The sequence below is a fragment of the Sulfurospirillum arcachonense DSM 9755 genome (assembly GCF_000597725.1).
Taxonomy (GTDB): Bacteria; Campylobacterota; Campylobacteria; order Campylobacterales; family Sulfurospirillaceae; genus Sulfurospirillum_A; species Sulfurospirillum_A arcachonense.
Genome location: NZ_JFBL01000003.1, coordinates 65,488 through 90,040, shown reverse-complemented (window position 1 = coordinate 90,040; position 24,553 = coordinate 65,488). Strand labels below are relative to the sequence as shown.

At 30.4% G+C, this 24,553-nt stretch carries 25 protein-coding genes; 1 reads left to right on the top strand and 24 read right to left on the bottom strand.

Features of this window, described 5'->3' with window-relative positions; genetic code table 11:
- The first annotated feature begins 56 nt into the window (after window positions 1–56).
- The gene (locus K354_RS13860) at window positions 57–809 is read left to right on the top strand and encodes a Rossmann-like domain-containing protein (RefSeq protein WP_024954134.1); all 753 of its coding nucleotides are present in this window, start codon (window positions 57–59) and stop codon (window positions 807–809) included.
- A 217-nt stretch (window positions 810–1,026) separates the two neighbouring features.
- Here K354_RS13860 and K354_RS0103520 read toward each other — a convergent pair whose 3' ends face one another.
- The 24 genes from K354_RS0103520 to K354_RS0103400 form a co-directional block, all read right to left on the bottom strand.
- On the bottom strand, window positions 1,027–1,488 hold the full coding sequence (locus K354_RS0103520; RefSeq protein WP_024954133.1) for a 2-thiouracil desulfurase family protein: 462 nt from the start codon (window positions 1,486–1,488) through the stop codon (window positions 1,027–1,029).
- On the bottom strand, window positions 1,489–2,649 hold the full coding sequence (gene purT, locus K354_RS0103515; protein ID WP_024954132.1) for a formate-dependent phosphoribosylglycinamide formyltransferase: 1,161 nt from the start codon (window positions 2,647–2,649) through the stop codon (window positions 1,489–1,491).
- A 191-nt stretch (window positions 2,650–2,840) separates the two neighbouring features.
- A complete protein-coding gene (gene rpsI / locus K354_RS0103510) occupies window positions 2,841–3,230 on the bottom strand; it encodes a 30S ribosomal protein S9 (protein WP_024954131.1) in 390 nt (129 codons plus the stop codon).
- A gap of 2 nt (window positions 3,231–3,232) precedes the next feature.
- Window positions 3,233–3,658 (bottom strand): 50S ribosomal protein L13, encoded by a 426-nt coding sequence (gene rplM, locus K354_RS0103505; protein WP_084607315.1) that lies wholly within the window; start codon window positions 3,656–3,658, stop codon window positions 3,233–3,235.
- Between the two features lie 71 nt (window positions 3,659–3,729).
- Window positions 3,730–6,453, bottom strand: a complete 2,724-nt coding sequence (locus K354_RS0103500) for a RecB-like helicase (protein ID WP_051505382.1) — start codon at window positions 6,451–6,453, stop codon at window positions 3,730–3,732.
- Window positions 6,453–8,786, bottom strand: a complete 2,334-nt coding sequence (locus K354_RS0103495; protein ID WP_024954128.1) for a PD-(D/E)XK nuclease family protein — start codon at window positions 8,784–8,786, stop codon at window positions 6,453–6,455. Before K354_RS0103495 ends, K354_RS0103500 begins: the two co-directional genes overlap by 1 nt.
- A 100-nt stretch (window positions 8,787–8,886) precedes the next feature.
- A complete protein-coding gene (locus tag K354_RS0103490; RefSeq protein ID WP_169733413.1) occupies window positions 8,887–11,184 on the bottom strand; it encodes an ATP-binding protein in 2,298 nt (765 codons plus the stop codon).
- 19 nt (window positions 11,185–11,203) lie between these two features.
- The gene (locus K354_RS0103485; protein ID WP_024954126.1) at window positions 11,204–12,145 is read right to left on the bottom strand and encodes an ABC transporter substrate-binding protein; all 942 of its coding nucleotides are present in this window, start codon (window positions 12,143–12,145) and stop codon (window positions 11,204–11,206) included.
- Window positions 12,146–12,277: 132 nt separating this feature from the next.
- Window positions 12,278–12,772, bottom strand: a complete 495-nt coding sequence (locus K354_RS0103480; protein WP_024954125.1) for a FixH family protein — start codon at window positions 12,770–12,772, stop codon at window positions 12,278–12,280.
- The gene (locus K354_RS0103475) at window positions 12,769–13,377 is read right to left on the bottom strand and encodes a TPM domain-containing protein (protein WP_169733412.1); all 609 of its coding nucleotides are present in this window, start codon (window positions 13,375–13,377) and stop codon (window positions 12,769–12,771) included. Before K354_RS0103475 ends, K354_RS0103480 begins: the two co-directional genes overlap by 4 nt.
- 113 nt (window positions 13,378–13,490) lie before the next feature.
- Complete coding sequence (locus K354_RS0103465) at window positions 13,491–13,697, bottom strand: DUF4006 family protein (RefSeq protein ID WP_024954123.1); 207 nt, start codon at window positions 13,695–13,697, stop codon at window positions 13,491–13,493.
- Between the two features lie 9 nt (window positions 13,698–13,706).
- A complete protein-coding gene (locus K354_RS0103460; RefSeq protein ID WP_024954122.1) occupies window positions 13,707–14,555 on the bottom strand; it encodes a cbb3-type cytochrome c oxidase N-terminal domain-containing protein in 849 nt (282 codons plus the stop codon).
- Window positions 14,556–14,771 carry a cytochrome c oxidase, cbb3-type, CcoQ subunit gene (locus K354_RS0103455; protein ID WP_051505387.1) on the bottom strand — a complete coding sequence of 72 codons (216 nt, stop codon included), beginning with the start codon at window positions 14,769–14,771 and terminating at the stop codon, window positions 14,556–14,558.
- 17 nt (window positions 14,772–14,788) lie between these two features.
- On the bottom strand, window positions 14,789–15,454 hold the full coding sequence (gene ccoO / locus K354_RS0103450) for a cytochrome-c oxidase, cbb3-type subunit II (protein ID WP_024954120.1): 666 nt from the start codon (window positions 15,452–15,454) through the stop codon (window positions 14,789–14,791).
- A gap of 15 nt (window positions 15,455–15,469) precedes the next feature.
- Entirely contained in the window at window positions 15,470–16,936 is a 1,467-nt protein-coding gene (gene ccoN, locus K354_RS0103445; RefSeq protein ID WP_024954119.1) for a cytochrome-c oxidase, cbb3-type subunit I, read from the bottom strand.
- Window positions 16,937–17,106: 170 nt separating this feature from the next.
- The gene (locus K354_RS0103440; protein ID WP_024954118.1) at window positions 17,107–17,784 is read right to left on the bottom strand and encodes a response regulator transcription factor; all 678 of its coding nucleotides are present in this window, start codon (window positions 17,782–17,784) and stop codon (window positions 17,107–17,109) included.
- The gene (locus K354_RS0103435; RefSeq protein WP_024954117.1) at window positions 17,777–19,012 is read right to left on the bottom strand and encodes a PAS domain-containing sensor histidine kinase; all 1,236 of its coding nucleotides are present in this window, start codon (window positions 19,010–19,012) and stop codon (window positions 17,777–17,779) included. Before K354_RS0103435 ends, K354_RS0103440 begins: the two co-directional genes overlap by 8 nt.
- Entirely contained in the window at window positions 19,009–19,686 is a 678-nt protein-coding gene (locus K354_RS0103430; RefSeq protein ID WP_024954116.1) for a sulfite exporter TauE/SafE family protein, read from the bottom strand. Before K354_RS0103430 ends, K354_RS0103435 begins: the two co-directional genes overlap by 4 nt.
- Before the next feature lie 10 nt (window positions 19,687–19,696).
- On the bottom strand, window positions 19,697–20,827 hold the full coding sequence (gene carA / locus K354_RS0103425; protein ID WP_024954115.1) for a glutamine-hydrolyzing carbamoyl-phosphate synthase small subunit: 1,131 nt from the start codon (window positions 20,825–20,827) through the stop codon (window positions 19,697–19,699).
- Window positions 20,824–21,378 (bottom strand): DUF507 family protein, encoded by a 555-nt coding sequence (locus K354_RS0103420; RefSeq protein WP_024954114.1) that lies wholly within the window; start codon window positions 21,376–21,378, stop codon window positions 20,824–20,826. The genes carA and K354_RS0103420 overlap by 4 nt, the downstream gene beginning before the upstream one ends.
- Window positions 21,379–21,482: 104 nt before the next feature.
- Window positions 21,483–22,097, bottom strand: coding sequence for a LysE family translocator (locus tag K354_RS0103415; RefSeq protein ID WP_024954113.1), 615 nt, complete (start codon window positions 22,095–22,097; stop codon window positions 21,483–21,485).
- Window positions 22,098–22,099: 2 nt separating this feature from the next.
- A complete protein-coding gene (locus K354_RS0103410) occupies window positions 22,100–22,633 on the bottom strand; it encodes a MotE family protein (RefSeq protein WP_024954112.1) in 534 nt (177 codons plus the stop codon).
- A 5-nt stretch (window positions 22,634–22,638) separates the two neighbouring features.
- On the bottom strand, window positions 22,639–23,055 hold the full coding sequence (locus K354_RS0103405; protein WP_024954111.1) for a flagellar export protein FliJ: 417 nt from the start codon (window positions 23,053–23,055) through the stop codon (window positions 22,639–22,641).
- A 152-nt stretch (window positions 23,056–23,207) separates the two neighbouring features.
- Window positions 23,208–24,461: an adenylosuccinate synthase gene (locus tag K354_RS0103400; protein WP_024954110.1), complete on the bottom strand. Its 1,254-nt coding sequence runs from the start codon at window positions 24,459–24,461 to the stop codon at window positions 23,208–23,210.
- Between the last annotated feature and the right edge of the window lie 92 nt (window positions 24,462–24,553).

Below are 24,553 nucleotides of genomic sequence, written 5' to 3'. Positions count from 1 at the left end.
ATAATATATGCGATATATTTTAAAATCTAATTTATAAAAGAAATAGGAGAATTTTAATGCTTTTTTATAAGCTACAAGAAAATGCTTTACGCTGTATCGAAGAAAACTCACTGCAATTCGTTGAATCTGGTATGGGTGCTCTCTTTACATATACAAAAATTACCGATGGTTTAAATGAAGCGACAGGTGTCTGCCTTACCCCCAAAACAGAAGGAGCTATTGGTAGATTTTGCCCAGGAGATCTTAAAAACTTACTTATTCAAGGTAATGTATATGACGCAGGTAAAAGAGCTTTTTCACTCAGCACAATGAATGCAATATCACAATATTTACTTTCAAAAGAAAAACTAAAATTAGAAGAAGATTTACGAGATAATTTAACAAAATTTATTTTAAAAAATTCCCACGAGAATTCAAAAATTATTTTTATTGGTCACCTGCAACCTGTAGTCAAAGCACTCAAAGAAAAAAGAAAAAATATTAGTGTCTTTTGTAGACAACATACAGATGTAGAAAATAAAATCTATAATGATATTTATGAATATGAAGCTATCTCTCAAGCAGATATTCTCATTATTACTGGAGCGACTCTTCTTGGCTCTACTATCGATGCAATTTTACATTTTAGCAAAAATGTACCTATCAAAGTAATTACTGGATTTTCAGCTGGTACTTATCCTTCTTGGTTTAAAGATAGTGGATTGACGCATGTAGCAAGTTTGTATCTTAAAAATATAAATCACTCAACACTTTTACACAACAATCTTAATGAAATTTTTACATATCCTTGTTATATTTCTAAAATTTAAAATAGTATTTTATTAGCTTTGTTGGAAAGTGAAAATGAAATTATTTATAGACATAAAAAAAGCATCCTAGCCGGGCAACTAGGATGCTTGATTATTAAAGTTTTTCGGTTCTATCTACAAAAAGGAGGTTTTTGTCTTGGTAAAAGAAGTATATAATCATTGTTTAAACACTTATTTAATTTTTTATAAACAAATAGTAAATGAGACTAATTTTATCTTAATTAATCAAAATTTTTTTTAATTCTTCTAGATTTTTTTCACTATAAACTTTTATACCATTTTCTTTGAGCAATTTTGCTGTTATTCCATCTCCACTTGTAAATGTGTGTGTAAAAGTACCATCATAGATAATATCACTACCACAAGAAGGTGAACGAAATTTTAGGATGGCATACTTTATATCATGTTGCTTACAAAGCTCTAACGCTTTTTGTGCACCAAATTCAAAAAAAGATGTTTTATCTTCTCCTTCTTGATTAATAGCTTTATTATCTATAAGCTCCACAGGGATTCTTGGAGTTTCTAGTCCACCTTCAACTTCAGGACAAATAGAAACAAGTAAATTTTCCATTAAAAGTTTTTGTATAAAACTATCTGCTCTAATATCATTATGTCCACCATCATACTTAACATTTTCTCCAAGTAAACACGCACTTATAAGAATTTTGTTTTGTTTCATTTACTCAGTAATACCTAAAGCAATTTCTCTCGCTTTTTTCTTTGCACTTTCAACTTCATCTAAAACTAAAGCAACCGCCATACGTCTACCTTCGTGACTATTTGGTTTTCCAAACACTCTTACAAATGAATTTTTACTAAATGCATTTTCAGGGATATTCAATGTTGGTGTTACAGACTCTACGCCACTTTTATAAGCTCCACTTGCACCAGCACCATAAAATATATAATCTAAAGGTAGTCCTAAAATAGCTCTTACATGTAAAGCAAATTCACTTTGAGATTGTGTGATAAGAGTAACCATACCAGTATCATGAGGTCTTGGACTTAATTCACTAAAATATACTTCATCACCTTTTACAAAAAATTCTACTCCAAAAAGTCCACGTCCACCAAGACCATCAGTAACCCTTTTTGCTATATCTTGTGCTTTTTTCAAAGCAGTTTCACTCATACTCATAGGCTGCCATGAAAGAACATAATCACCATCTTCTTGAATATGTCCTATAGGCTCACAAAATACTGTCTCTTTTTCATTTCTAACAGTTAGTAAGGTAATCTCATAATCAAACTTTACAAACTCTTCAATAATAAGCTCACTAGAATCTCCACGTGCTTCTTTAGCAATTTCCCAAGCTTTTTGAATATCTTCTTTAGATTTTACTACACTTTGTCCATGACCAGATGAGCTCATAACTGGTTTTACTACACAAGGAATTCCTATCTTCTCTACCCCAGCACATAAAGTTTCATAGTCTTTTACAAAAAGATACTCACTTGTTTTTACACCTAATTGTTTTGCTGCAAACTCTCTTATATTTTTTCTATTCATTGTTTTTTTCACTGCATCTGCATTTGGGATAACATGAAAACCTTCTTTTTCAGCTTCAATCAACGCTTCGATGCTTAATGCTTCAATTTCAGGAAGAATATAAGTTGGTTTTTCTCTTCTTATAACCTCTAAAAGCTCTTCCTTATCTTTCATATCAATTACGTAACTTCTATTAGCTACTAAGTGAGCAGGAGCGTTGTTATAAGAATCAACAGCTACAGTTTCTATGCCTAATCTATTAGCTTCTATGACAACTTCTTTACCAAGTTCACCGCTACCTATGAGCATTATTTTTGTACTATTACTTTTTAAGGGGGTTGTAAATTGCATTGTATCCTCTTTTGAAATAAATTATATTACGTGAATAATTTACATTTTTAAAGGGGATTATATCAAAATTTAAATTTATTTATAAGGAGTATAAGGGAAGTTGGAAGGGATAAACCCTTCCATAAATATAAAGTCTATAAAAACAGTTAAGACTTTCACAAAAACTTTTAAAAAGTTTTGTAAAAGGACCATTAACGCTTTGAGAATTGAGGAGACTTTCTTGCTTTTTTTCTACCAAATTTCTTACGCTCAACACTTCTTGAATCACGTGTAAGTAAACCTAGTGGTTTTAACTCAGCTCTAAAATCAGATTCCATAGAAGCTAATGCTTTTGAAATACCATGTCTTAGTGCTTCTGCTTGTGCTGAATATCCGCCACCTAAAGTTGAAGCTTTAATATCAAAACTTTCAACTTGTTTTGTAACTACTAATGGTTGACGAACTTTCATCTTGATAGTCTCGTGACCACCTAACCATTGGTCAAGGCTAAGTCCATTAACAACAATTTTACCAGTACCAGGAGTTACCCATACTTTAGCAATTGCACTTTTTCTTTTTCCAGTTGCATATACGTTTGCCATATTTATTTTCCTTCACTCTGACTAATTTGAGCAGTATGAGGGTGTTCACTACCTGCATATACTTTTAGCTTTTTAATCATATCTTTTGCAAGATTTGTTTTAGGAAGCATACCACGAACAGCTAATCTATATAGTTTAGCTGGGTTGTTTTCTAAAAGATCTGCTAGTTTATCAGTTCTAACACCACCAAAATATCCAGTGTGTCTGTAATATTCTTTCGTATCTAATTTATTTCCACTAAACTCTACTTTCTCTGCATTGATAATAACAACAAAGTCACCACAATCAACATTTGGAGTAAAGCATGGTTTATGTTTTCCTCTTAAGTACGTTGCAACTTCTGTAAGAACTCTACCGAATCTCTTACCAGCAGCATCAACAACGATCCAATCGCGTTGTACTTCGTTAGATTTCATTGATTTAGTCAATTTCATTCTAAAACCTTCTTATTTATTTGAAGTGAGATTGTATACAAATAAAACTTCAATAAAGCTTAATTTCAGCTTTTTCTCAGTTTTATATCATTTTCTTGTAAATAAACCAAATAACAAGAGACTTCTTTAGCATAAATACTCAACATTGCCTCTTTATAAATACCGATTTGTGCCAAATGTGAATCATAAACATCTGCTGAGCTTTTATAATCTATGACGATAACCTCATCATCTTTTTCAACCAATAAATCTATCTGTTTTCTCTCCCCATTATAAACTAAAGGTTGTTCTTTGTAAAACTTTCCGTTTTTTACTAAAGATAAAAACTCTTCATTGTTAATGAGCATAGTAATTCTACTGTATATACTCTCTAATTCACTCATAGATAATACAACCCGATATTTGTTACATGTACAGACAAAAGCTTTATCCAAAGACTCTTTGTTAAACCCGCTCATCATCTCTAAACAAAAGTGCATCGCAAGTCCATAGGTAATAGCAAAATGATCAGCTTCACTAGAGTCTTCTTCAAGTGTTTTTGTACTCTCTTGTGTTCCATAACTCTCTAAAGTCTGGTTCATACTTACTAAAACTTTTTGGGATGCAAAAGACTTTTGTTTTACATGTACACTTCCCTTACGAACTTCTTCTAGAGTTAAATGTTTAAAAGCACTTTTTTGCTCTTTTGCACAAACTATCAAAGAACTCTCTGCTCTTGTAAAAGCAACATAATGCATATTTAAAACATCTTCTTTTTCTAAAACATCTTCTTTTGCTTTAGCATTTTCATATTTTTTATCTATAAATTCTCTCTGGCTTACCCTTTGATAAATACCAACCAAATTTATATCATCATACTCATACAATAAAGTGCCTCCACCTCCACGTGGACTTCCAAGTCTATCAGCTACAATGACATGTTCAAACTCTAAACCTTTTGATTTGTGAATAGTGAGTATTTTTACACCATCATTGTCTTCACTTTTTGCATCTTCACCAAACTCATCACACTCAAATAAAAATGATTCTATATCACTGTACCTTGAACTTAGTTCTATAAGTTTGATAATATCCATATCATCTTCAAAAATTTCATATCTTTTTACGATTGAAATTATCATTTTCATTGGAGTCTGATTTAGATTGAGCCAACTCATATCTAACTTCTCACGCCAATCAAAACCAATCGCTACTAAAAAGTTTTGTTTATATAACTCCTCTTTAAAGTAGGCATACTTCAACAAATCAATAATAGCTCCAACAATTGGAACACTTATAAGTTTTATGGTGGCTTCTGTTTGAACATTGATATCTTTAATATTTTGTATCAATACATTTTTAAGTGTTTTGGCATCTTTGTTTTGATGAGTAAGGATTGCTATGTCTTTTGCTTCTACTCCCTCATCCAATAAAAATGTAACTTTTTGTAAAACCATCTCTTCAATAGACTCAGAAAAACCAACTTCAACATAACCCTCTTCTTTTGATTTTACCAGCTGTCTTTCATAACCTTTTATCTCATGAACAAAGATATCATTGACATACTCTACGACATTTATTGCACTTCTATAGTTTGTATCTAAAACATCTCTTTTGACACCAAACTCTTCACGAGCGTGTTTGAAAAGCTCTTTCGCTCCTCCACGAAAACGATAGATTGACTGTTTGATATCTCCTACAAAAAAGAGTGACTTAAACTCACTTGCTCCTACACCTGAGACTATCTCACTCATGAGTGGCGCTAAGATTTTGTACTGCATGATATTTGTATCTTGAAACTCATCTATGAGGATATGCTCTATCTTGCCATCGAGTCTAAAATATAAAAAGTCTTTTGAAATCTCATCTTCTAAAAGTGTGTACAAAGCATTGGTGACATCTGAAAAACTTAGAGTTGAGAGTTCTTTGTTAAGCGAACGAATGGCATACTTATATATATAAAAAAGTTCACTCAACTCTCCTAAAAGATATTTTTCTCGCTCATTTAAGTACGTAGATAAAACCTCTTTTAACTCATCAAAAAGTTCACTTATCTGTGGGGTTACGTGTTTTTTATACTGCCAGTATGCCAAATCATCTTTTGCAAGATACTTCTTTTTCACAACCTCTGAAATACTCTCAGCCTCAAAAGTTTTTAAAACTCCCTCTTTTGCTCCCTCTTTTGCAAACAACTCTTTTAACTCATTTAGTATTGATAAAACCTGTTTTGGATTTACATGTAAGGTAGTTTGAATTTTTTTAGGGTCAAACTCACTCTCTTTGTCATAAAACTCGTCTAAGAGTGAAAAAATATCTGAAAGCTTTTTTTGCTCATTGATACTAAACTTTAGTAAAGAGTTGTATTTTTTCTCTTGTATACAAATCCGCAAAAACTTCTCTAATACTTCATTTTCTAAGCTATTTGTCTCTATCTTAAAGTCTGGCATAAAACCAGCATTCAAAGCAAACTTTCTTAAAATCTTTGCAAAAAATGAATCTATGGTAGAGATAAGCAAATCCTCTTTTAAAAACTTCTCTAATACCTCTTCTTTTCTCTCAAGAAGTTCTTTACATGTAAGTCCAACTTGCTCACTGATAGCTTCAAGCTCACTTCTGTTTTCTAACTCTTTTAATACATCACAAATACGACTCTTCATCTCCGCCGCTGCTTTGTTCGTAAAAGTAAGGGTGAGTATCTTTGCTGGACTTGCCCCTAAGTACAAAAGAGAAATATACCTCACAGAAAGTGCATACGTCTTGCCACTTCCAGCACTTGCTTCTAGGGCTAAATAAGGCTCAAACATACTCATTACACTTCCCTTCCACATAACTTTACAAAAGGACAATACATACAAGATGCTTTTGAATCACATTTTTCAAAATTTACCAGTGGCTTTTCTAGTTCTTGGAAAATCTCATTGAGTTTATCTAACTTCTCTTCAAAAAGATTTTCGCAAACCAACTGGGCTTTTTTTAAATCATAATAATAAACACTCTGAACCTCTTTTATCTGGTTTGTCAAAAGATAATAAAACTCCAGTTGAAAATTTGTCTCTTTATCCAGTGTTTTAATAGTACTTTTTGGGATTTTTCCACTCTTATAATCTATAACACAAAATCTCTCATCTTTTATATCTATCCTATCAATCTTTCCTTCTAAGGTAAAACCTCTATGCTCTATCGTATATGGCTTTTCAAGAGAATATATTCTATATCCTTCAAGGTATCTTTTGGCTTCAAGTTTTGCAAAGTCTTTGAGATAATCCAACCAAATATCAAGATGATAGTGCCATATAAGACTCTTTTCTTCGCTTTGTAAGTATCTTCTTAAAAGAATCATCAGATTGTCTTCATCTACTACTTTCATATCTTTTAAAACATGATGCAAGGCGTCATGCAAGATATTGCCAATATCTGCTTCATTGATAGTATCATTGGGCACTTTAGCTTCTTGAGATTTGAGTATGTATTTGTAATAAAATTGTCGTTTACATGTAAGGATTGTTTTTAGCTTACTCGCAGAAAGCGTTCCGCTTCTTACATCGTAACTTCCTTCTACTATCTCTGGGTCATATCTTGAAGCTAATTTACTACTAGAAAACAGCGGTTTAAAGTATGAAATCTCATCAGAATTTACCTTTACATGTAAACCAAGTTCATCTAAAAAACGAGAACCCATACTTTGGTCATTTTTGGTAAAACTAATAGCTACTTCTTTTGCATTTTCTAAAAGTCTATAATAAAAATATCTTTGTAAATTTTCTCTATCTGTTTTATTTGGAAGTTTTGCATGGCTTCTAATAGAAGAGCTTAAAAACATATCTTTTTGGCTTCTTTTTGGAACAAACTCATCACTAAAATCCACAACAATAACACCATCATAACTCATACCACGACTCTCTAAAAGACCCATGACAGTTATCTTTCCACCCATCACATCATCTTTAGATTTTTTTGAGAGTCTATTGAGAAATAGTTTTATGGCTTGTTGGAGTTCAATACTTCCAAGGTTTTTTAAAAGATTAGAGAATTTAAAAAGTTCTTCATCATAAATTTCATCTGCTTTTTGAGGGTCACAAAAAACTTTTAACAAAGAGATGATTTCATCAGCTTGTAACTTTTTTCTCCAAAGTTTTTGAAAATCATCAATAGTGCTCTGTTCTATTTTCAAACGATTAAGACGAAACTTATGCTCATAATCTTTTAGGCGAATACATTTATCAACTGCGTCAAGTTTCTTATAAAGCTTACTATGTATATAACTCTCACCCATAGCAAAGTTTAAATTTTTAAAACTATCAAAAGCTTTGAGTGTATCCGCAAAACTCTCATCAGGAACTATAACGGCTATATTCTCTGGATTGATTCCATTTTGTACAAACTGAGCAATCTTTTCATATACAAATGAGCTTTGAAGTGAGCGTGAACTAAATCCTCTCACATCATAATTTATATCTTTTGATTTTATCACTTGACTCTGTTCAATAGTGTTTGTACTAAGGTTAATAACATAAGAGTGGTTTACATGTAAAGATATTTCTAAAGCCTCAAAAAGCTCTATCATTTTTTGATTATATTTTGTTACATGTAAGGATATTTTAAATGAAGTTATTTGTGCAACTTTTAAAAACAGATCTAATTCAAATTTATTTAAAAAGCCTTCTAAATGAAAAATAAAACCTTCACTCGATTGTAAAAATTCGTCATTTAACTCATAGACTTCTGGCAACGTTATTTTGTCATAAAGTTTTTTTTGATTGAGAAGGGTTTTATACCTTTGCAATAACTCTTTTAAAATACTCAAATGCTCTTCAAATTGTGCATAAGTATCGGCTAATTCTAAATCCTCAATCTGCACATTTTCTAATGACAACTCTTCAAAAAAACGAAAAAGATATGAAGAATTTTTTATAAATGAGAGAAACTCTCTATCAATTTTGAGTTCACCAAAGTTTTCAAAACCAGAAGCCTCTTGCATAACTAAAACTCGAGTATCTTCATCGGCTAGGCTTTTGTGAGGAACAACAATAGCTTTTGATTCAAACTCTGCTATACCCATAGCTTTTGGTAACAATCTATCTTTATCATAAAAGTGAGAATAAAACTCTCTTACACATCTTGAAGTTGGAAATATTTCGGTCATTTGTTTCGCTTAAATTAAAGTTTTATATTATAACATAGGATATTTATTAAATTATACTAGGACTACTCAAGAAGGTTAAAAAATATTTCAATATGAATTTCTATTTATTTGGAATTACAATTTCAAAGCATACTCCATGCCCTAATTCACTTTTACAAGTTACTTCACCTTTTAATTGCTGCCTTACTATATTGTACAAAATATTAAGACCAAGTCCTGTTCCACCAGAATGTCTTTGTGTCGTAAAAAATGGTTCAAAAATATGAGATAAATGCTCTTTATCAATACCAATTCCATCATCAGTATATATAATTTTTAAATTTTTATCTAGTTTTTCAATTGAAATTGTTATCGTTCCTTTTCCTTCATTTCCATATCCATGCGTTAATGAATTTGTAATAAGATTCGAGATTACTTGTCCATATGCCCCAGCATATGTATGAATGTTAATCTCTTTTGAAATATTATTTTGAATAACAACTTTTGAGTTTTTTGTCTCTTCTTCAATACTTGCAATGAGACCCTCTGTATATTGATATATATTAATCTTTCTTTTTTCCTCATCAAAATTTGTAACTGATAATTGTTTAAATGTTTGGACAAGGTGTGTAGCACGTTCAATATTTGACAATGATTGATGAGATAATTGTTTAGCTGTTTTTAAATACCTTTCAAACTCATCTTGACTCATATTACCATCATTATGTAATTCATTGATAGAAATAGTAATTTCATCAAGATAACTCAAACCAGTTAAAGCGATACCTAAAGGTGTATTGATTTCATGAGCCACACCAGAAACCAATCGTCCTAAAGAAGCTATTTTTTCAGAAAAAATAAGTTGCTCTTGTGTTTTATGCAGGCTTTTTATAGTCTTTTCTAACTTTTTATTGGCATTTGTTAAGTCTTGTGTCTTTTTAAGAATCTTTTTTTCTAAATCTTTATTAAAATCTTCTAATTTATTTTGAATTTTTTTAAGCTCTGTAATATCTGTGGCAACTCCTGCAATATTAATAAGGTTTCCACCATTATCAAAAATAGGAAAACGATTAATTAAAAAACATCTTTCCTCTACATTATATCCCACAAACTTCTCTTCTGAAATAATAACTTCTTTATTTAATTTTATTTGAGTATCTTTAGCTAAACAACTAGATAGTTTATCTCCACTAAATATTGTCGATATATGATGGTTAATAACATCCTCTCGTGATTTATTCACAAATTTTAAAAATTCATCATTTACCATTACATAATTCTCGTTTTTATCTTTGAGGTAGATAATAGAATTTGTATTGTTAATGATAGCTAAAAGTCTTTTTTCACTATTTTCCAAATCATTTTGAATAACCGTTTTTAATTTTATTTCATCTTTTAGGCTATTCATTGTTTTGCTAATCTTTTCACTCATTTCATTAAATGTCACTGCTAAAAATGAAAGTTCATCATTACCATAGACATCTGCTTTTTTACTTAAATTACCTTGTGAAAGCATTGTTGCAACATTTGATAAACTTAAAAGAGGATTTATTATACTTTTATCAATATGTTTAATGACAAGAAAAATAAATACTACCAATAGCATACTCAGAGTAAATGAATAAAGAAAAATATATAAAAACTTAGAGAAAGCATTAGCTATATTTCTTTGCACAATTACATTAAATTCAAAACCTTTTATTTTAAAACTCTTCACGCTACGCAAAACATAATTATTATTTCTATCTTTTATCAAACCTTTTTTTGAGGCACTTATAGCACTTGTTTTTTTAATAACAACAGAAGGATTTTTATGTGCTAAGATAATATCTTTTGAATTTGTTACAAAAATATCTTCACCACTTAAATGTGTAACTGAAGATAAATATTCCCATATCTTTTTCATTCTCATAGTCACAACTAACATATTTTCAATTTTTAATGTTTGTGTATTTTTAAGTAAAAAAGTAGCATCTATTAAAGGCTCATAAGTGCTCGTACTAAAATGCATTTGATCAAAATAGTTTTTTTTATCTCTAAATGCTTTATAAATTAATTTTTTATTGATATATTGAGGTTCTTGACTTTTTACATACGGTACTAGTCTATCTGTATAAAATAACTCTTTTGCATTATTATCTCTTAAAGAAAATCTTTCAAATTGATTTTCTTGTAAAATAAGTCTTGAGAGTAAATCTTTCTTTTTCTCAAGATTTACCGAAATAAAAGGTGTCATCTTACACAAAAAATTCATATTATTTTCTAATTTGCTAAAATACTCTTTTATATGTTCAGAAATTTGTATGCTTTTTTCTTTTTGCAATAAATAAGTTTGTTCTTGTTGGATATAGTATTCTGTAATTAACAAAATAACAGAAAAAAAGAACAGTGGAACAATTGATGCTAAAAGCAGAGACATAGTCATTCTCTTTTTAATACTAATAAACATCTTTACCTACTATAATTGCCTGCTTTAAAATAGTTTCGGGTATTTTTATTCCTAACTCTTTCATGTTATCAATATTAATACTTAATTTAAATTCAGAATATTCAACAGGAATATCTCCAGGGTTCATTCCTTCTAATATTTCTTTAGCAATCCTAGCTGATTGAAAGCCCAATTCATATAAACTAAATCCATACGACATAAAAGCACCTTGCTCAACACCAATACGATGAGGAACGCTAATAGGTATTTTAAGTTTATTAAATACGCTTAAATAATATTGCAAATATGAAGCAACTAAAGCATCCGTACTTACGTATACAACATCTATATCTTGAGGTAAATTTTTCAAAGACTTTTTAATTTGTTCTTCTGAAGCGACATCTGCAATAATTATTTCAATATCACTACCTTTCAAATACTTTTGAAGTCTTTTTAACGTAGCAGCAGGACTTGTATCCTTACTATTATAAGGATAATATATTTTTTTAACATGGGGTAAAAATTTTAGAAGCCATTCTAACCTCTTCACTTCTTGTAATCCAAAAGTAACACCTGTTACATTTTCGCCAGGCGAACTTATACTTTTTACAAGCCCTGAAGCTATAGGGTTACTTGCAGGAGCAAATAGAACTGGAATCTTATTAATTTTTGTACCTTTTTGAGCTTGTATCGAGGCAGGAGTTCCAAGTGATAAAATCATATCAACATTTTTATCTAATAATTTTTGCAAAGCATTTGGCAACTTACTAATATCATTGGTTGCTCCATCATAATAATATTTTATATTTTGATTTTCACTGTATCCAAAACTTTTAAGGCCGTCTTTAAAACCTTTTAAAGACATATCAAGAACTCTTGCGTGAGAAAGAATTCCAATTTTGTAAATTTTAGAAACTTTTTTTGGCTGATTATAAAAATAAAAACAAGCCATTAAAAAAATAATAAAAATAAGTATTGCTTTTTTTATAGTCTATCCTTCAATAAGAATAAATATCATATGCATTTTACTTATTATATTATAATATTATTTTAATCAACCTTTAAAGTATTATTGAAAATATTTTTATTTACTAGCATAAACCTCATATTTATTAAAACCATGATTATTACCAATATTTATTTTTGTCAAAATTTGCCAACGTCCTGGTTTATCTGCTTTAATACCTTCAAAAATAAAAATTCCATTCTTTGAATTTCTAATTGTTATTTCTTGATTAAACTCATTAGTTTCTGGCCTTGTAACTACAAGCTTGATTTCTGCTTTTTTTACTAAGCTTTTTGTATCTCTATTTTCTATACTCATTAAAAACTTATTTGGCTCACCCATTTTAAATTTTTTTGTTTTATAACTTAAAACATAGTTTTCATCAAATAGCTTCTGTTCTTTTTTTATATCATTAATATTGTTATCTACACTTTGATACTTTTCAAGATAAAAACTATCCATCTGTACAGGATTATCCATGGCTATTTTAACAACGCTTGCACAAGCAAAAACCATTAAAATAAGTACTACTACTATGGCATGAGGCCAATAATTTCTTTCTTTTTTAATCATCTTTTTCCCATTTTTTTATATAAATATTTGCCAATAACAATTAACAAAAATCCATAAATAATAATCTTAAGATATAGATAAATATTTTTATTTGTATTTCCAATAGCACTTTGCAATTTCACATTATAAGATTTTGCAATTTGCTCTACAATGTCTGCATAACCATTTAATGTGGCTGCATTATATTGGTCATTCTCTTTTTTTTGAGTCAAGATTGGTAAGATTGTACCACTCCAAGGAAATGGCGAAAGAACTGCTTCTTTATCAAATCTTTTTTCTAATCCTTGAGTATATAAAATGTCTAATTGCTCTTCATTTTTAGCAATAGTCAATAAAACATAAGGTTTTCTTAGCTTTAAAGAAATCTCTTTTTCATACTCAAAAATACTCTTTTTTTCTAAACTTTGAGGAAGAGCTACATATACACTAATACCCGTGTTTGTAAAAAGCTCACTTCCCATAGTATTGATTTTTTGAGTAACTTTTTGGCTAATAATCTCATCATTAACTACAACAAATGAGGCATTAGCAACTGCACTTATACTTAAAAATAAAGCGCAGAGTAAAAAAACTCTACGCTTTATATCATTTAATTTACTAATCAAAATTAACCAATAAATAGATGATTTGGTGTTAAAACTGCCCAAGCAGCTACTACTGCTATTGCAATAAGAGCTAATGTGATTATTTTGTCCATATTTTCAGCCATCATTCTCTCCTATTTCTTTATTAAATTAGAGTTTGTTTTATCAATCATCTTGATAGCCTGTGGATTAGTAATCTCATAAGGCTTATTAGCAACCTCTTGTTGTGCTTTAAGACCCAATATAGTTAATACTGTAAGTATACTCAACAACAAAACTGTTGCAATCAACATTCCAGTAATACCATTTAGTCCAAAAACGTTTCTATTTGTATTTTCCATAGTAATCCCTTATTGTGACAATGAGTTAACGTACTTGCCAACAGCAAATTTTTGGATATCAGTCAAACGTCCATCATTGAAAGAAGGCATACTTCCTATCATACCTTTTTTTCCACGATTTAATACATTAACAATAAACTCTGGTTTTCCATAATTTGAGATATCTGGTGATGAACCTGCCATACCTTTTCCATCTTCTCCATGACAAGCACTACAAGTTGCCCAAAGAGCTTCACCTGTACTTACTAAATCAGGATTTTTACTTGGACCAGCTTTAGAAATTTTTTCAACCATATAAGCAGCTACTGCTTTAGCACTTTCAGGATCTAATAAACCAGCAGGCATTTCACCCAATGGATAACCTGAACCTTTTGCACCAATTGCAATTGTATTTACAATAGCACTTTCAGGACCCCAAGAAGTTAAATCTGTTGCTTTTCCATTAATACCATCCCCAGTAATACCATGACAAGGAGCACATTGTACTAAAAACACTCCTTCACCCATACCCATTAGGGTATCTTCATCTGGATTTGCCCATTTACTTTCAAATTTTGTATTATAAGCAGCTACTTCTTCATTATATTCTCCAATTTGAGAATACCCATTTAATGGATAACCCGCTAGAAAATACCATATTGCCCATATAATTAATCCCAAAAACGAAACAGCCCAACCAATAGGAAGTGGATTTTTATACTCACCAATTCCATCCCAATTTTCTTCTGCTAATTCTCCTGTACTCTTGTCTGTCTTCATCTGCTTAATATATTTTCCAGCTACAAAAGCAGTTATAAGTATAATTGCTGCAGCGCCTATAAGTGACAGCAAGTTTACATTATCATTCAGCCAATTCATTTATCGCTCCTCTTTATCTTCGTTAGACGGTTCTATTTTCTCAACTGGAGAATCTTCTATGCTATCGTTTAAAGCCATTTTTGAATATTTTTCATAATCTTTTCCACCCTTCTTTTTTGAAGTGTACAAATGATAAATATATCCATAAAGGATCATTGCAAAAACAAAACTTGCAAACGCATAACCATAAGCTTGTAACTCTCTAATTGATTCCATTTCCACCGTTTATACCTTTATTTTAAGCTGTTCAAATATGCAATGATTGCAACAATTTCTTTAATCTCACCTCTAGCAAATGCCTCTTTTACTTCTGGATTTTTCATATCGTCAACGATAGGTTTTGCTTCTGCTAAAGCCATTTTAGTAGCTTCATCATAAGTTCCAAGTTTTGGCATACCTTTTTCATCATAAGGGACATTAAATACTTTTTTCACTGTAAGTGCCTCTGCATATGCTGTTTCAACATCTGCAACATTACTAAACATGTGTTTATATGAAGGCATAATTGAGCCTGGAACTACACTTAAAGGATCAAGCATATGATGTTCATGCCAATCCGTTGTTCTATAATTTCCAACTCTCATTAAATCTGGACCAGTTCTTTTTGAACCCCAAAGAAAAGGTCTATCATAAGCATATTCTCCACTTAAACTATACATTCCATAACGGTCTGTTTCAGATTTAAAAGGACGAATTAATTGTGAATGACAAGCATTACAACTATCTTTTATATATACATGACGACCAGCTAATTGCAATACAGTATAAGGTTTAGTACCTACTACTGGTCTTGCACTATTCATAAAATCTGGTAGTACAGTTACGACTCCTGCATAAGCAATAACAACAAATACACCTACTGCAAAAAAGAATGGATTTTTTTCTAACCAATGAAACATTTTATACTCCTCCTTTTATGCTGCCATAGGTGAAGCACTTTGAGGTTCTTCCTCAATTGCTTTACTTGCAGTCATTGTTTTATAAAAATTATATGAAAACATAAAGAAACCAACTAGATACAACAATCCACCAACACCTCTAATAGTGTAATATGGATGAAGTACATTCACTGTATCAATAAATGAGTAAGCTAAGTTACCATATTGATCTGCTGCTCTCCACATCATACCTTGAGTAATACCCGCTATCCACATACTTGAGAAATAAAGAACAATACCCGTAGTTTGAATCCAAAATTGTGCTTCTAATAATTTTTTACTATAAATTTCTCTTTTAAACATTCTTGGTGCCATATGAAGAAGCGATGCTATAATCATAAAACCAACCCAACCTAATGTTCCATCATGAACGTGACCTGGAATCCAATCAGTAAAATGAGCTAAGGCATTAACTGATTTTATTGCTTGAATAGGACCTTCGATAGTTGAAAACATATAGAATGTTGAAGCAAGAATCATAAATTTAATTAATGGATTTGATTTTAATTGTCCCCATTCACCTTTCATAGTAAGTAGCATATTAATTGCACTACCCCAAGAAGGAAGAATTAAAACAACTGAAAAAATTGAACCCATAGTTTGTACCCAATCAGGAACTGTTGAGTATAACAAGTGATGTCCACCAGCCCAAAGATAAACAAACATCAATCCCCAAAAACTAAGAAGTGATAATTTATAAGAAAATACTGGCTGACCAGATTCTTTTGGTAAAAAGTAGTAAACCATTGCAATAATAGGAACAGTAAAAACGAATGCAACTGCATTATGTCCATACCACCATTGTACCATTGCATCATTTGTTCCTGCATACATAGAAACTGAGTGATACCACTTACCAAGTCCCGCAACAAAATAAGTTGGAACTGCCATGTTATTAAAAAGATAAAGCATTGCTACACCAAGAAAAGTTGCAATGAAATACCAAATAGATATATAAAGGGTTTTTTCTCTTCTTATTCCAATAAGTCCAAAAATACCCATACCCCAAATTACCCATATTAAAACAATAACAATATCAATTGGCCATTCAAATTCAGCATACTCTTTTGAAGTTGTAATACCCATAAAAAGAGTTACAACAACAACAGCTACACCAACAATATAAAGCCAAAAGTGTAATTTACCCATAAACATTAAAAATGGTGATTCTGCCATAGATACTTTAAGAACCCTTTGTCCAATATAGTACCATGTAGACCAAACTCCACTTAGTATGAAACCAAATATAACCGCATCAGTATGAAGTGGTCTAAGTCTTCCAAATGTACTATACTCACCAGCTAAATAATTTAACTCTGGATAAGCCATTTGGAAAGCGATAAGAACACCAATAGCCATGCCAACAATGCCAAACACTATAGTGGCAATTGCAAAGCACTTTGCAACTGAATAGTCATAGTTAATCATATTACTAGACTGCATCAATCCCTCCTAATTCTTTTTTATGTCACAAAAATATCACATAATTGAGGAAATTATAATATATAAACTATACGATATAGCTTAATAAGATTAAATTTGTGTTAAATGAAATATTTTTAAGTTTATAATAAGAAATGATATACCTACACATTTAAAAGTGTAGGTATATTTTATACGTCAGTATTTATTTTATAACCAAGTCCAGGAACATTTTTAATAAATTCTTTTCCTGTTTTTTCTCGAACTCTTTTTATGAATGTTCTAATAGCAGCATCTGTTACATTTTTATTTGTCCAAACATACTTTTTTATCTCTTCATGTAGGACAAATACTCCAAGATTTTTGACTAATATTGATATAAATAAAAGCTCTTTTTTCGTCAAAGAAATAGTTTTACCATTTTTTATAAGTACTTTTCTAACTTTATCAAATTGATATCCAGCATTAATATCAATTAATTCATCTAAAGAAAGCATTTCATCCGCTACAATATTTAATGCACTCATTAATTCGTCTGGATCAATTGGTTTAATCAAATACTTATCTATTCCCACATCAATCGCTTTCAGTAATCGCTCTTTTTCACTAAAAGCACTTAATACAACTATTGGCGTCTCTTTAGATATTTTTTTAATCTCTTTAGACATTTCTAATCCATCACATATAGGCATTAAAATATCTGTTATAACAACATCAGGTTTATATTTTTTAAATTTTTTTAAACCATCTTCACCATCACGAGCAACTATAAATTTATCAAACTCATCACCTATAGCACCTTCTAAAGCACTTCTTAACTCTCTTTCATCTTCAACAAATAAAATTGTTAACTTACTCAACTTACCCATCAATATTCTCCTTATCCACACATGGAACTTTTATATAAAAACACATTCCATCATCACAATTTTCCGCTTCTAGTGTTCCACTCATACTATTTTGAATAATCATTCGACTCATATATAAACCTAAACCTGTCCCCATACTTGCATGTTTTGTTGTAAAATATGGTTCAAAAATTTTATCTAGCACCTCTTTTTCTATTCCACCAGCGTTATCTTTGAAGCTAATAATAGCATAATTATCTTCTATCTTATTTATTTCTAAATTTATCACTCTATTGTCTACTGAATATTTATTAAAAGCATCTTTTGAATTATTTAAAAGATTTATTAAAACTTGAGAAAATTCACTTAAATACCCTTTTATAGAAACTTCATCATAACAATCTACTTTTAATGTTATTTCATGACGCTGTAAAGTTCCTTGCATAATAAGCATTGCTTCATCTAATGCATTTTTAATTGAAAATGTCTCAATTGGACGATGAGGATTAAAAAAGTTCCTAAAATCTTCAATAGTTTCAGACATTTTTTTAATGACTTTTTTAGAACTCTCATAACTCTTTAAAAACTCTTTATCATCTACATTTGTGTTTTTAAATATTTTTTTCATTGTATAAAGAATGATTCCAAGCTCTGAGAGTGGTTGCCTCCATTGGTGAGCAATATTTCCTATCATCTCTCCCATCGCTGCAAGACGAGATTGCTGAAAAAGAAATCTATCTTTATCTCTATTCTTCTCAACTTCTTCTTTTATTCTAAGCTCTAAGGTTTGATTTAGATCTAAAAGTTGCTGAGTTTGCTCTTTTACTCTTTGCTCTAAAGTAATGTTGAGATTTTCTAACTCTTCTTCTTTTTGTTTTAACTTTTCTGTCAGCTCAATACTATCTGTAACATCATATCGTATAGCAATAAACTCTTCTATAGTGCCCTTTTCATTAAGCATAGGAATCACTGTAGTATTAACATAAAAAGTACTTCCATTTTTTGCTTTATTTTTAACTGTTGATATATAGGCTTTTTTCTCTTTTATAGTGTTCCACAATTTTTCAAATACATCTTTTGGAACATCTGGGTGTCGTATGATATTATGATTTTCGCCTATTAACTCTTCTCTCTTATATCCAGAGATTTTACAAAATTCATCATTAACAAAAGTAATGATTCCATCTAAATCTGTTTTTGAAACTATATTACTTTGTTCTATTGCTTCTTGATATTTTTTTAAATTCATATTACTGCCATGTATCCTAGATAAGAGATGTAAATGCCATAAAGGATAATAACAATTGACGCTATTTTAATCATAATTTCTCTAAAATTACCACTCTTTAAAAAGCCTATAATAAATCCGAAACTTAATAATGTAGGAATTGTAGAAAGACCAAAAATCAACATTGTAATTGCTCCCCAAAAAACTGAACTAGTAGCCGCTGCAGAAATTGCAAAAAAGTATACTAATCCACAAGGTAACAGTCCATTTAAAAGGCCTAAACCATAAAAACTAGCAAATGATTTTGAATGAATTAAATTTGAAAAAAGTTTTTTAACAAAAGAATTTGAAGATAAAGAACACTCTAAAGAAGTTAAAAAATTAATTTTCCCCATGAGAGAAAGCCCCATTAAAACCATTATTATGCCAATAACAAAATAGAGATAACCTGTAGAAGTTTTTGAAAAAGAGATAACACTTCCTAAAAAGCCAAAAATGACTCCAAGCATTACATAAGAAGTAACTCTTCCTAAATTGTAAAAAAGATGAGAAATAAATTGCGTCAATTTATTCGAATTTGAATCAATCTTTGCACTACTATAAGCGACAACAAAACCACCGCACATTCCAATGCAATGACCAAGGCTTCCTAAAAAAGCAACACTTATAATAGCTACAAAGTTAATAGTTTCTATAATTTATCCCTTAGAGTCTATCTGCAAACTCTTTGAATATATACTTACTATCATGTGGTCCAGGACTAGCTTCTGGATGATGTTGTACTGAAAATACCGGCTTATCTATATAATCTAGCCCTTCTATTGTATTATCAAATAGATTCATATGTGTTACTTTAGCAATAGAACAAACAGAATCAGGAACATTATAATTATGATTTTGTGCAGTTATTTCAACTATATTAGTTTTTTCATTTTTAACAGGATGATTTCCACCATGTTGACCAAATTTTAATTTATATGTAGGATGTCCAAGGGCAATTGAGATCAATTGATGTCCAAGACAAATAGCAAACATAGGTACTTTTGCATCGATTAATTTTTTTATTTTTTTTGCTTCAGTTTTAAGAACAAGAGGTTCACCAGGACCATTTGATAAAAATACACCTTTAATATCGCCACTTTTATATCTATTTATAAGTTCATCTTCATTAAAAGTAGAAGGTACAACTTCTACATCTAATCCTACTTCACACAATTCATTTAAAATATTTCTTTTAACTCCAAAATCAACTGCTACTATTTTTTTACCACTATTGGCTTGAGCCGTTTTATACTCAAGTTTTACATCATCCCAAGCAGCATCTGTATGTGTATAAGCTTCTTTTGTACTTACTTTTTGTGCATAATTAATTTCTTCGATTCTAGGAGTATTCTCAAGAATCTTTTGTAATTCATCTTTATCGCTAACTTCTGTTGAAGCTATCATCATTTTAGGGCCACCATCACGAATCATCTTCGTAAGATATCTTGTATCAATATCACAAATTCCCAAACTCTCATGAGTATTTAAAAACTCACTTAATGATGCAGTTGCTCTAAAATTAGATGCTTCTTCATTTAAATTTCTAATTAACATCCCACTAGCATGAATAGTTTTGCTTTCCATATCATTGTCATTCGTTCCAACAATTCCAATTTCAGGCATTGTAAAAACAATAAATTGACCAGCATAACTAGGGTCACTCATAATTTCTTGATATCCACTCATAGATGTATTAAATACAATTTCACCCACTTTAGTTCCACTATATCCAAAACTATTTGCTTCTAAATAAATGCCATTCTCTAAATAAATCCAAATAGGTTTTAAACTCATAAAAGTAATCCTTTTTTTCTTAATTCTTCCTCATAAAGTCGCTCAAATACTAAATCATACTCTGGGCTTCCAGGAATTAGTTTTCGCTTATAATGAGTGATTTTTTCAGCAACAATCTCTTCGACGTCTTGAAAACTTTCAATATATTTTTCCATAGCTCCATAAATTATGTTTTTAACACGGTTTTCTGTAACATTGTACTCAACTAAATTATCTTTCCAAAGAAGCTCCATAATTTTATGTGAAAGAGCACTATATCTATCTTCATATGATAAAACTACGTCGTACTCTTTTGCTAATTTTTTCTTAATTAACCAAAACATATTACGTCTGTCTACTTGCATAAACTCCATATCATCTTCGTTTTCATCCAAAAGCTCATCAACTCTCTCTTCAAGAGCCATCTCTTTATTAATATCTTCTTCTATTAGTTCTTGAGATGCTTTTACTACTGGTTCTAATCCACTGATTAGTTTTATAAAACCACTGTTAAGTAAATCAATTGCTATTTTATTTGCAATATATGGTGCATGTGGTAATCTGATCTTCATTGCAGACCTTACGTTAGAATTTTCAGTATTTTATCTAAAGTAAGGTAAATATCTGTTTAGGTGAGAGTAGTGTCACTAAAATAACACTACTGAATGATAAAAATTTAATTTTTTACAAGTAAATATCCACCAGCTCCAAGCATTACACTTCCAGCTAGTTTATTCATAATATTTTGGGTTTTTGGTCGTTTAATTACCTTTTTTGCTTTAGCAGCAAAATATGCATAGCTACCTAAAACTAAGGTTAAAATACTAACAACTAAAGAAGAAACTAACCAAATATCTGATGTTGTCAGTGCATTTAAATCTATAAAAGTTGGTAAAAATCCTAAGTAAAAAAGTATAACTTTTGGATTTGAAAGACAAACAAATAATCCTGTTATAAAATCTTTTCCATAAGAGATACTTTTTACATTTTTTACAGAATTTTCGTTTGCTTTAGAAGTAAAAATTTTATATCCTAAATACAAAAGATAAATACCACCAATATACTTTACTATAATAAAAACCTCACCCATCATATTAGCAATAGCATTAAGACCAAAAATAGCCATCAATAAAAATATTAAATCGCCAAGGACTATTCCTAATGACATGGAAAATGCATGATTAAATCCTGAACCTAATGCTCTTGCAATAATAGCAAATGTTCCAGGTCCTGGACTTGCCATGAAAATAAAAAGAGCGCCACTAAAAGCCATAATCGTTAAAAAATCCATTTTTACTCCTTATTCTGGTCCTTTTCATTATCAAATGGTGGTCCAATTCTAAGCCTCTGTGTAATTTTTGAAGCTTTGACTGGATCCATTTTTGCCATAATCTTTGATACTTTTTTTGCTTGAAGCGTAAATATTACTGCTGCTGCTTCATTTATAGGTAATGCTTCTAAAATCCCTGCTGCTGCAGAGTCTTTCATTTTTGAATATGTATCACTTATCTTATCATTTTTAGCACCATTAATGGCATCAAGAAGTTCTTGATTTTTTTTAAGCATATTTTTAATATTTTCTTCTTTAGCAGATATTACTTGCATCGTTGCATTTAAATCTTCTTTTTGAGAATCAAGTTTTGCTCTTTGTTTATCAAAAAGCACATTAGTTGCTGCTTGAAGTGCTTCAAAAGATTGTCTTGCTTCATCAATTTTTTCAACTTCTTTTAAAAGCTCAACTTTTCTCTCTTCAAAAACTTTTGTACAATCAATAGTTTCACTAAAAACTGTAGTTATAAAAATAAGAATAATAAACAAAAATTTCAATGTATCTACTCCTTGTTGTTAAACAAAATATTAGATATTTCATCCATATCTAACTGTTCTTGTTTTTTTATCTTTTCCATCCATTCTTCAAAATCTTGCTCTTCAAGATACTTTATTTTTTCGTACTCTGTATTGGCTTGTTTATATTCACTTTGAAGTCTCATGATTTCACTCTCGCTTTTTAGCATTGCTTCTTGCAAATTGTCTTTTTCACGTCTAAGTATAGCTAAGTGTTCTCTGAATACAGAAATTAAAGAGATACTTCCCTCTTTAGGACTTTTCATCTCTTCTATTTCGCGACGAGTATCAAGAATTTTTTTCTCTAACTCACTTTTTTTATATCTTTCTTTTGCTAAAAGCGTTTCTACTTTATCTCGTTGTTGTTTTCTTACTTTAGCAATAGGAGTGAATTTACTATTCATCTGACTTTCTCCTTTAACTTGAACACGTTCAAGTTAAATTCCTCTCACTAAAGCACGAAGTGAAACTTCTGTAAATAACATTGTTTCCCTCCATTTTATATATTGTATTGATTTTTACATGTAAGAAATTTATCCTTACATGTAAAGCTTTTTTATAAAACTATCGTATCATTTCTATCTGGACTTGTTGAGATGATTCCTATTTTTGTATTTGTTAGCTCTTCTATACGTTTAACATAATCTTTTGCCCCTTGAGGTAATTTATCATAATCGGAAATTCCCTCAACACTGTCCCAACCTTGAATATCTTCATAAATTGGTTTACAATTTTCTAAATCACTTGGAACATAATCAATTTCATCACCATTATACTCATAAGCTCTACAAATTTTAATTGTTTCAAAACCATCAAGAACATCTAATTTCATTAAAGCAAATTGATCACAACCATTCAGCCTTGAAGAGTGTTTTACAACAACAGCATCAAACCAACCACATCTTCTACCACGTCCTGTTGTTGTTCCGACTTCTTTACCAACATCAGCTAAAGTTTCACCAACTTTTCCAAAATCTTCTGTTGGGAAAGGTCCATGCCCAACACGTGTTGTATATGCTTTTACGATACCTGTAACTACGCCAATATCTTTTGGATTAATTCCAAGACCTGTACAAGCACCTGCACTTACTGTTGATGAACTTGTAACATAAGGATATGTTCCATGATCAATATCAAGAAGTGTACCTTGTGCACCTTCTAAAAGCATTTTTTTATTATTATCCAGTGCATCCCAAACCATATTTGTTGTATTAGTTATAAATGCGCCTAATTTCTCTTTATAGAATTTCAACTCTGCTAAAAGTTCAGCTTCATTAGGAGTTTCTATTTTAAGTGCATCATATACTGGTTTATTTGTATGAAAACTTAATAATAATGACTTACAAAGTTGTTCTGGATTTAAAAGTTCACCCGCTCTATTTCCAACTCTATTAATCTTTGAAGCATATGCTGGTCCAATACCTTTTCCAGTAGTTCCAATGGCATTATCACCTTTTAATTTTTCTCTGGCTTGATCAATAAGTGAATGGTATGGAAGATTTAAATGTGCTTTATCACTTATAAAAAGACGCCCTTCAAGAGATTCAAATTGCTCCATTTCTTCTATAATTGCTTTAGGAGATAAAACTACACCATTACCGATAATATTTATAGCGTCTTTATTTAAAACACCTGAAGGAATTAAGTGAAGTGCATGTCTAACACCATCAACCCAAATAGTATGTCCAGCATTGTGTCCACCTTGGCTTCTACATACCACATCATACTTTTGAGCTAGCATATCCACTATCTTACCTTTTCCCTCATCGCCCCACTGAATTCCTACTATTAAATCTGCTTTACTACTCATTTAACTTTCTCCTTTTACTGAACAAAAGTTCAGCAAAAATTCCTATCACTAAAGCTATAGCCTTGCGAAGAAATCTTTCTTTATTTTATTTA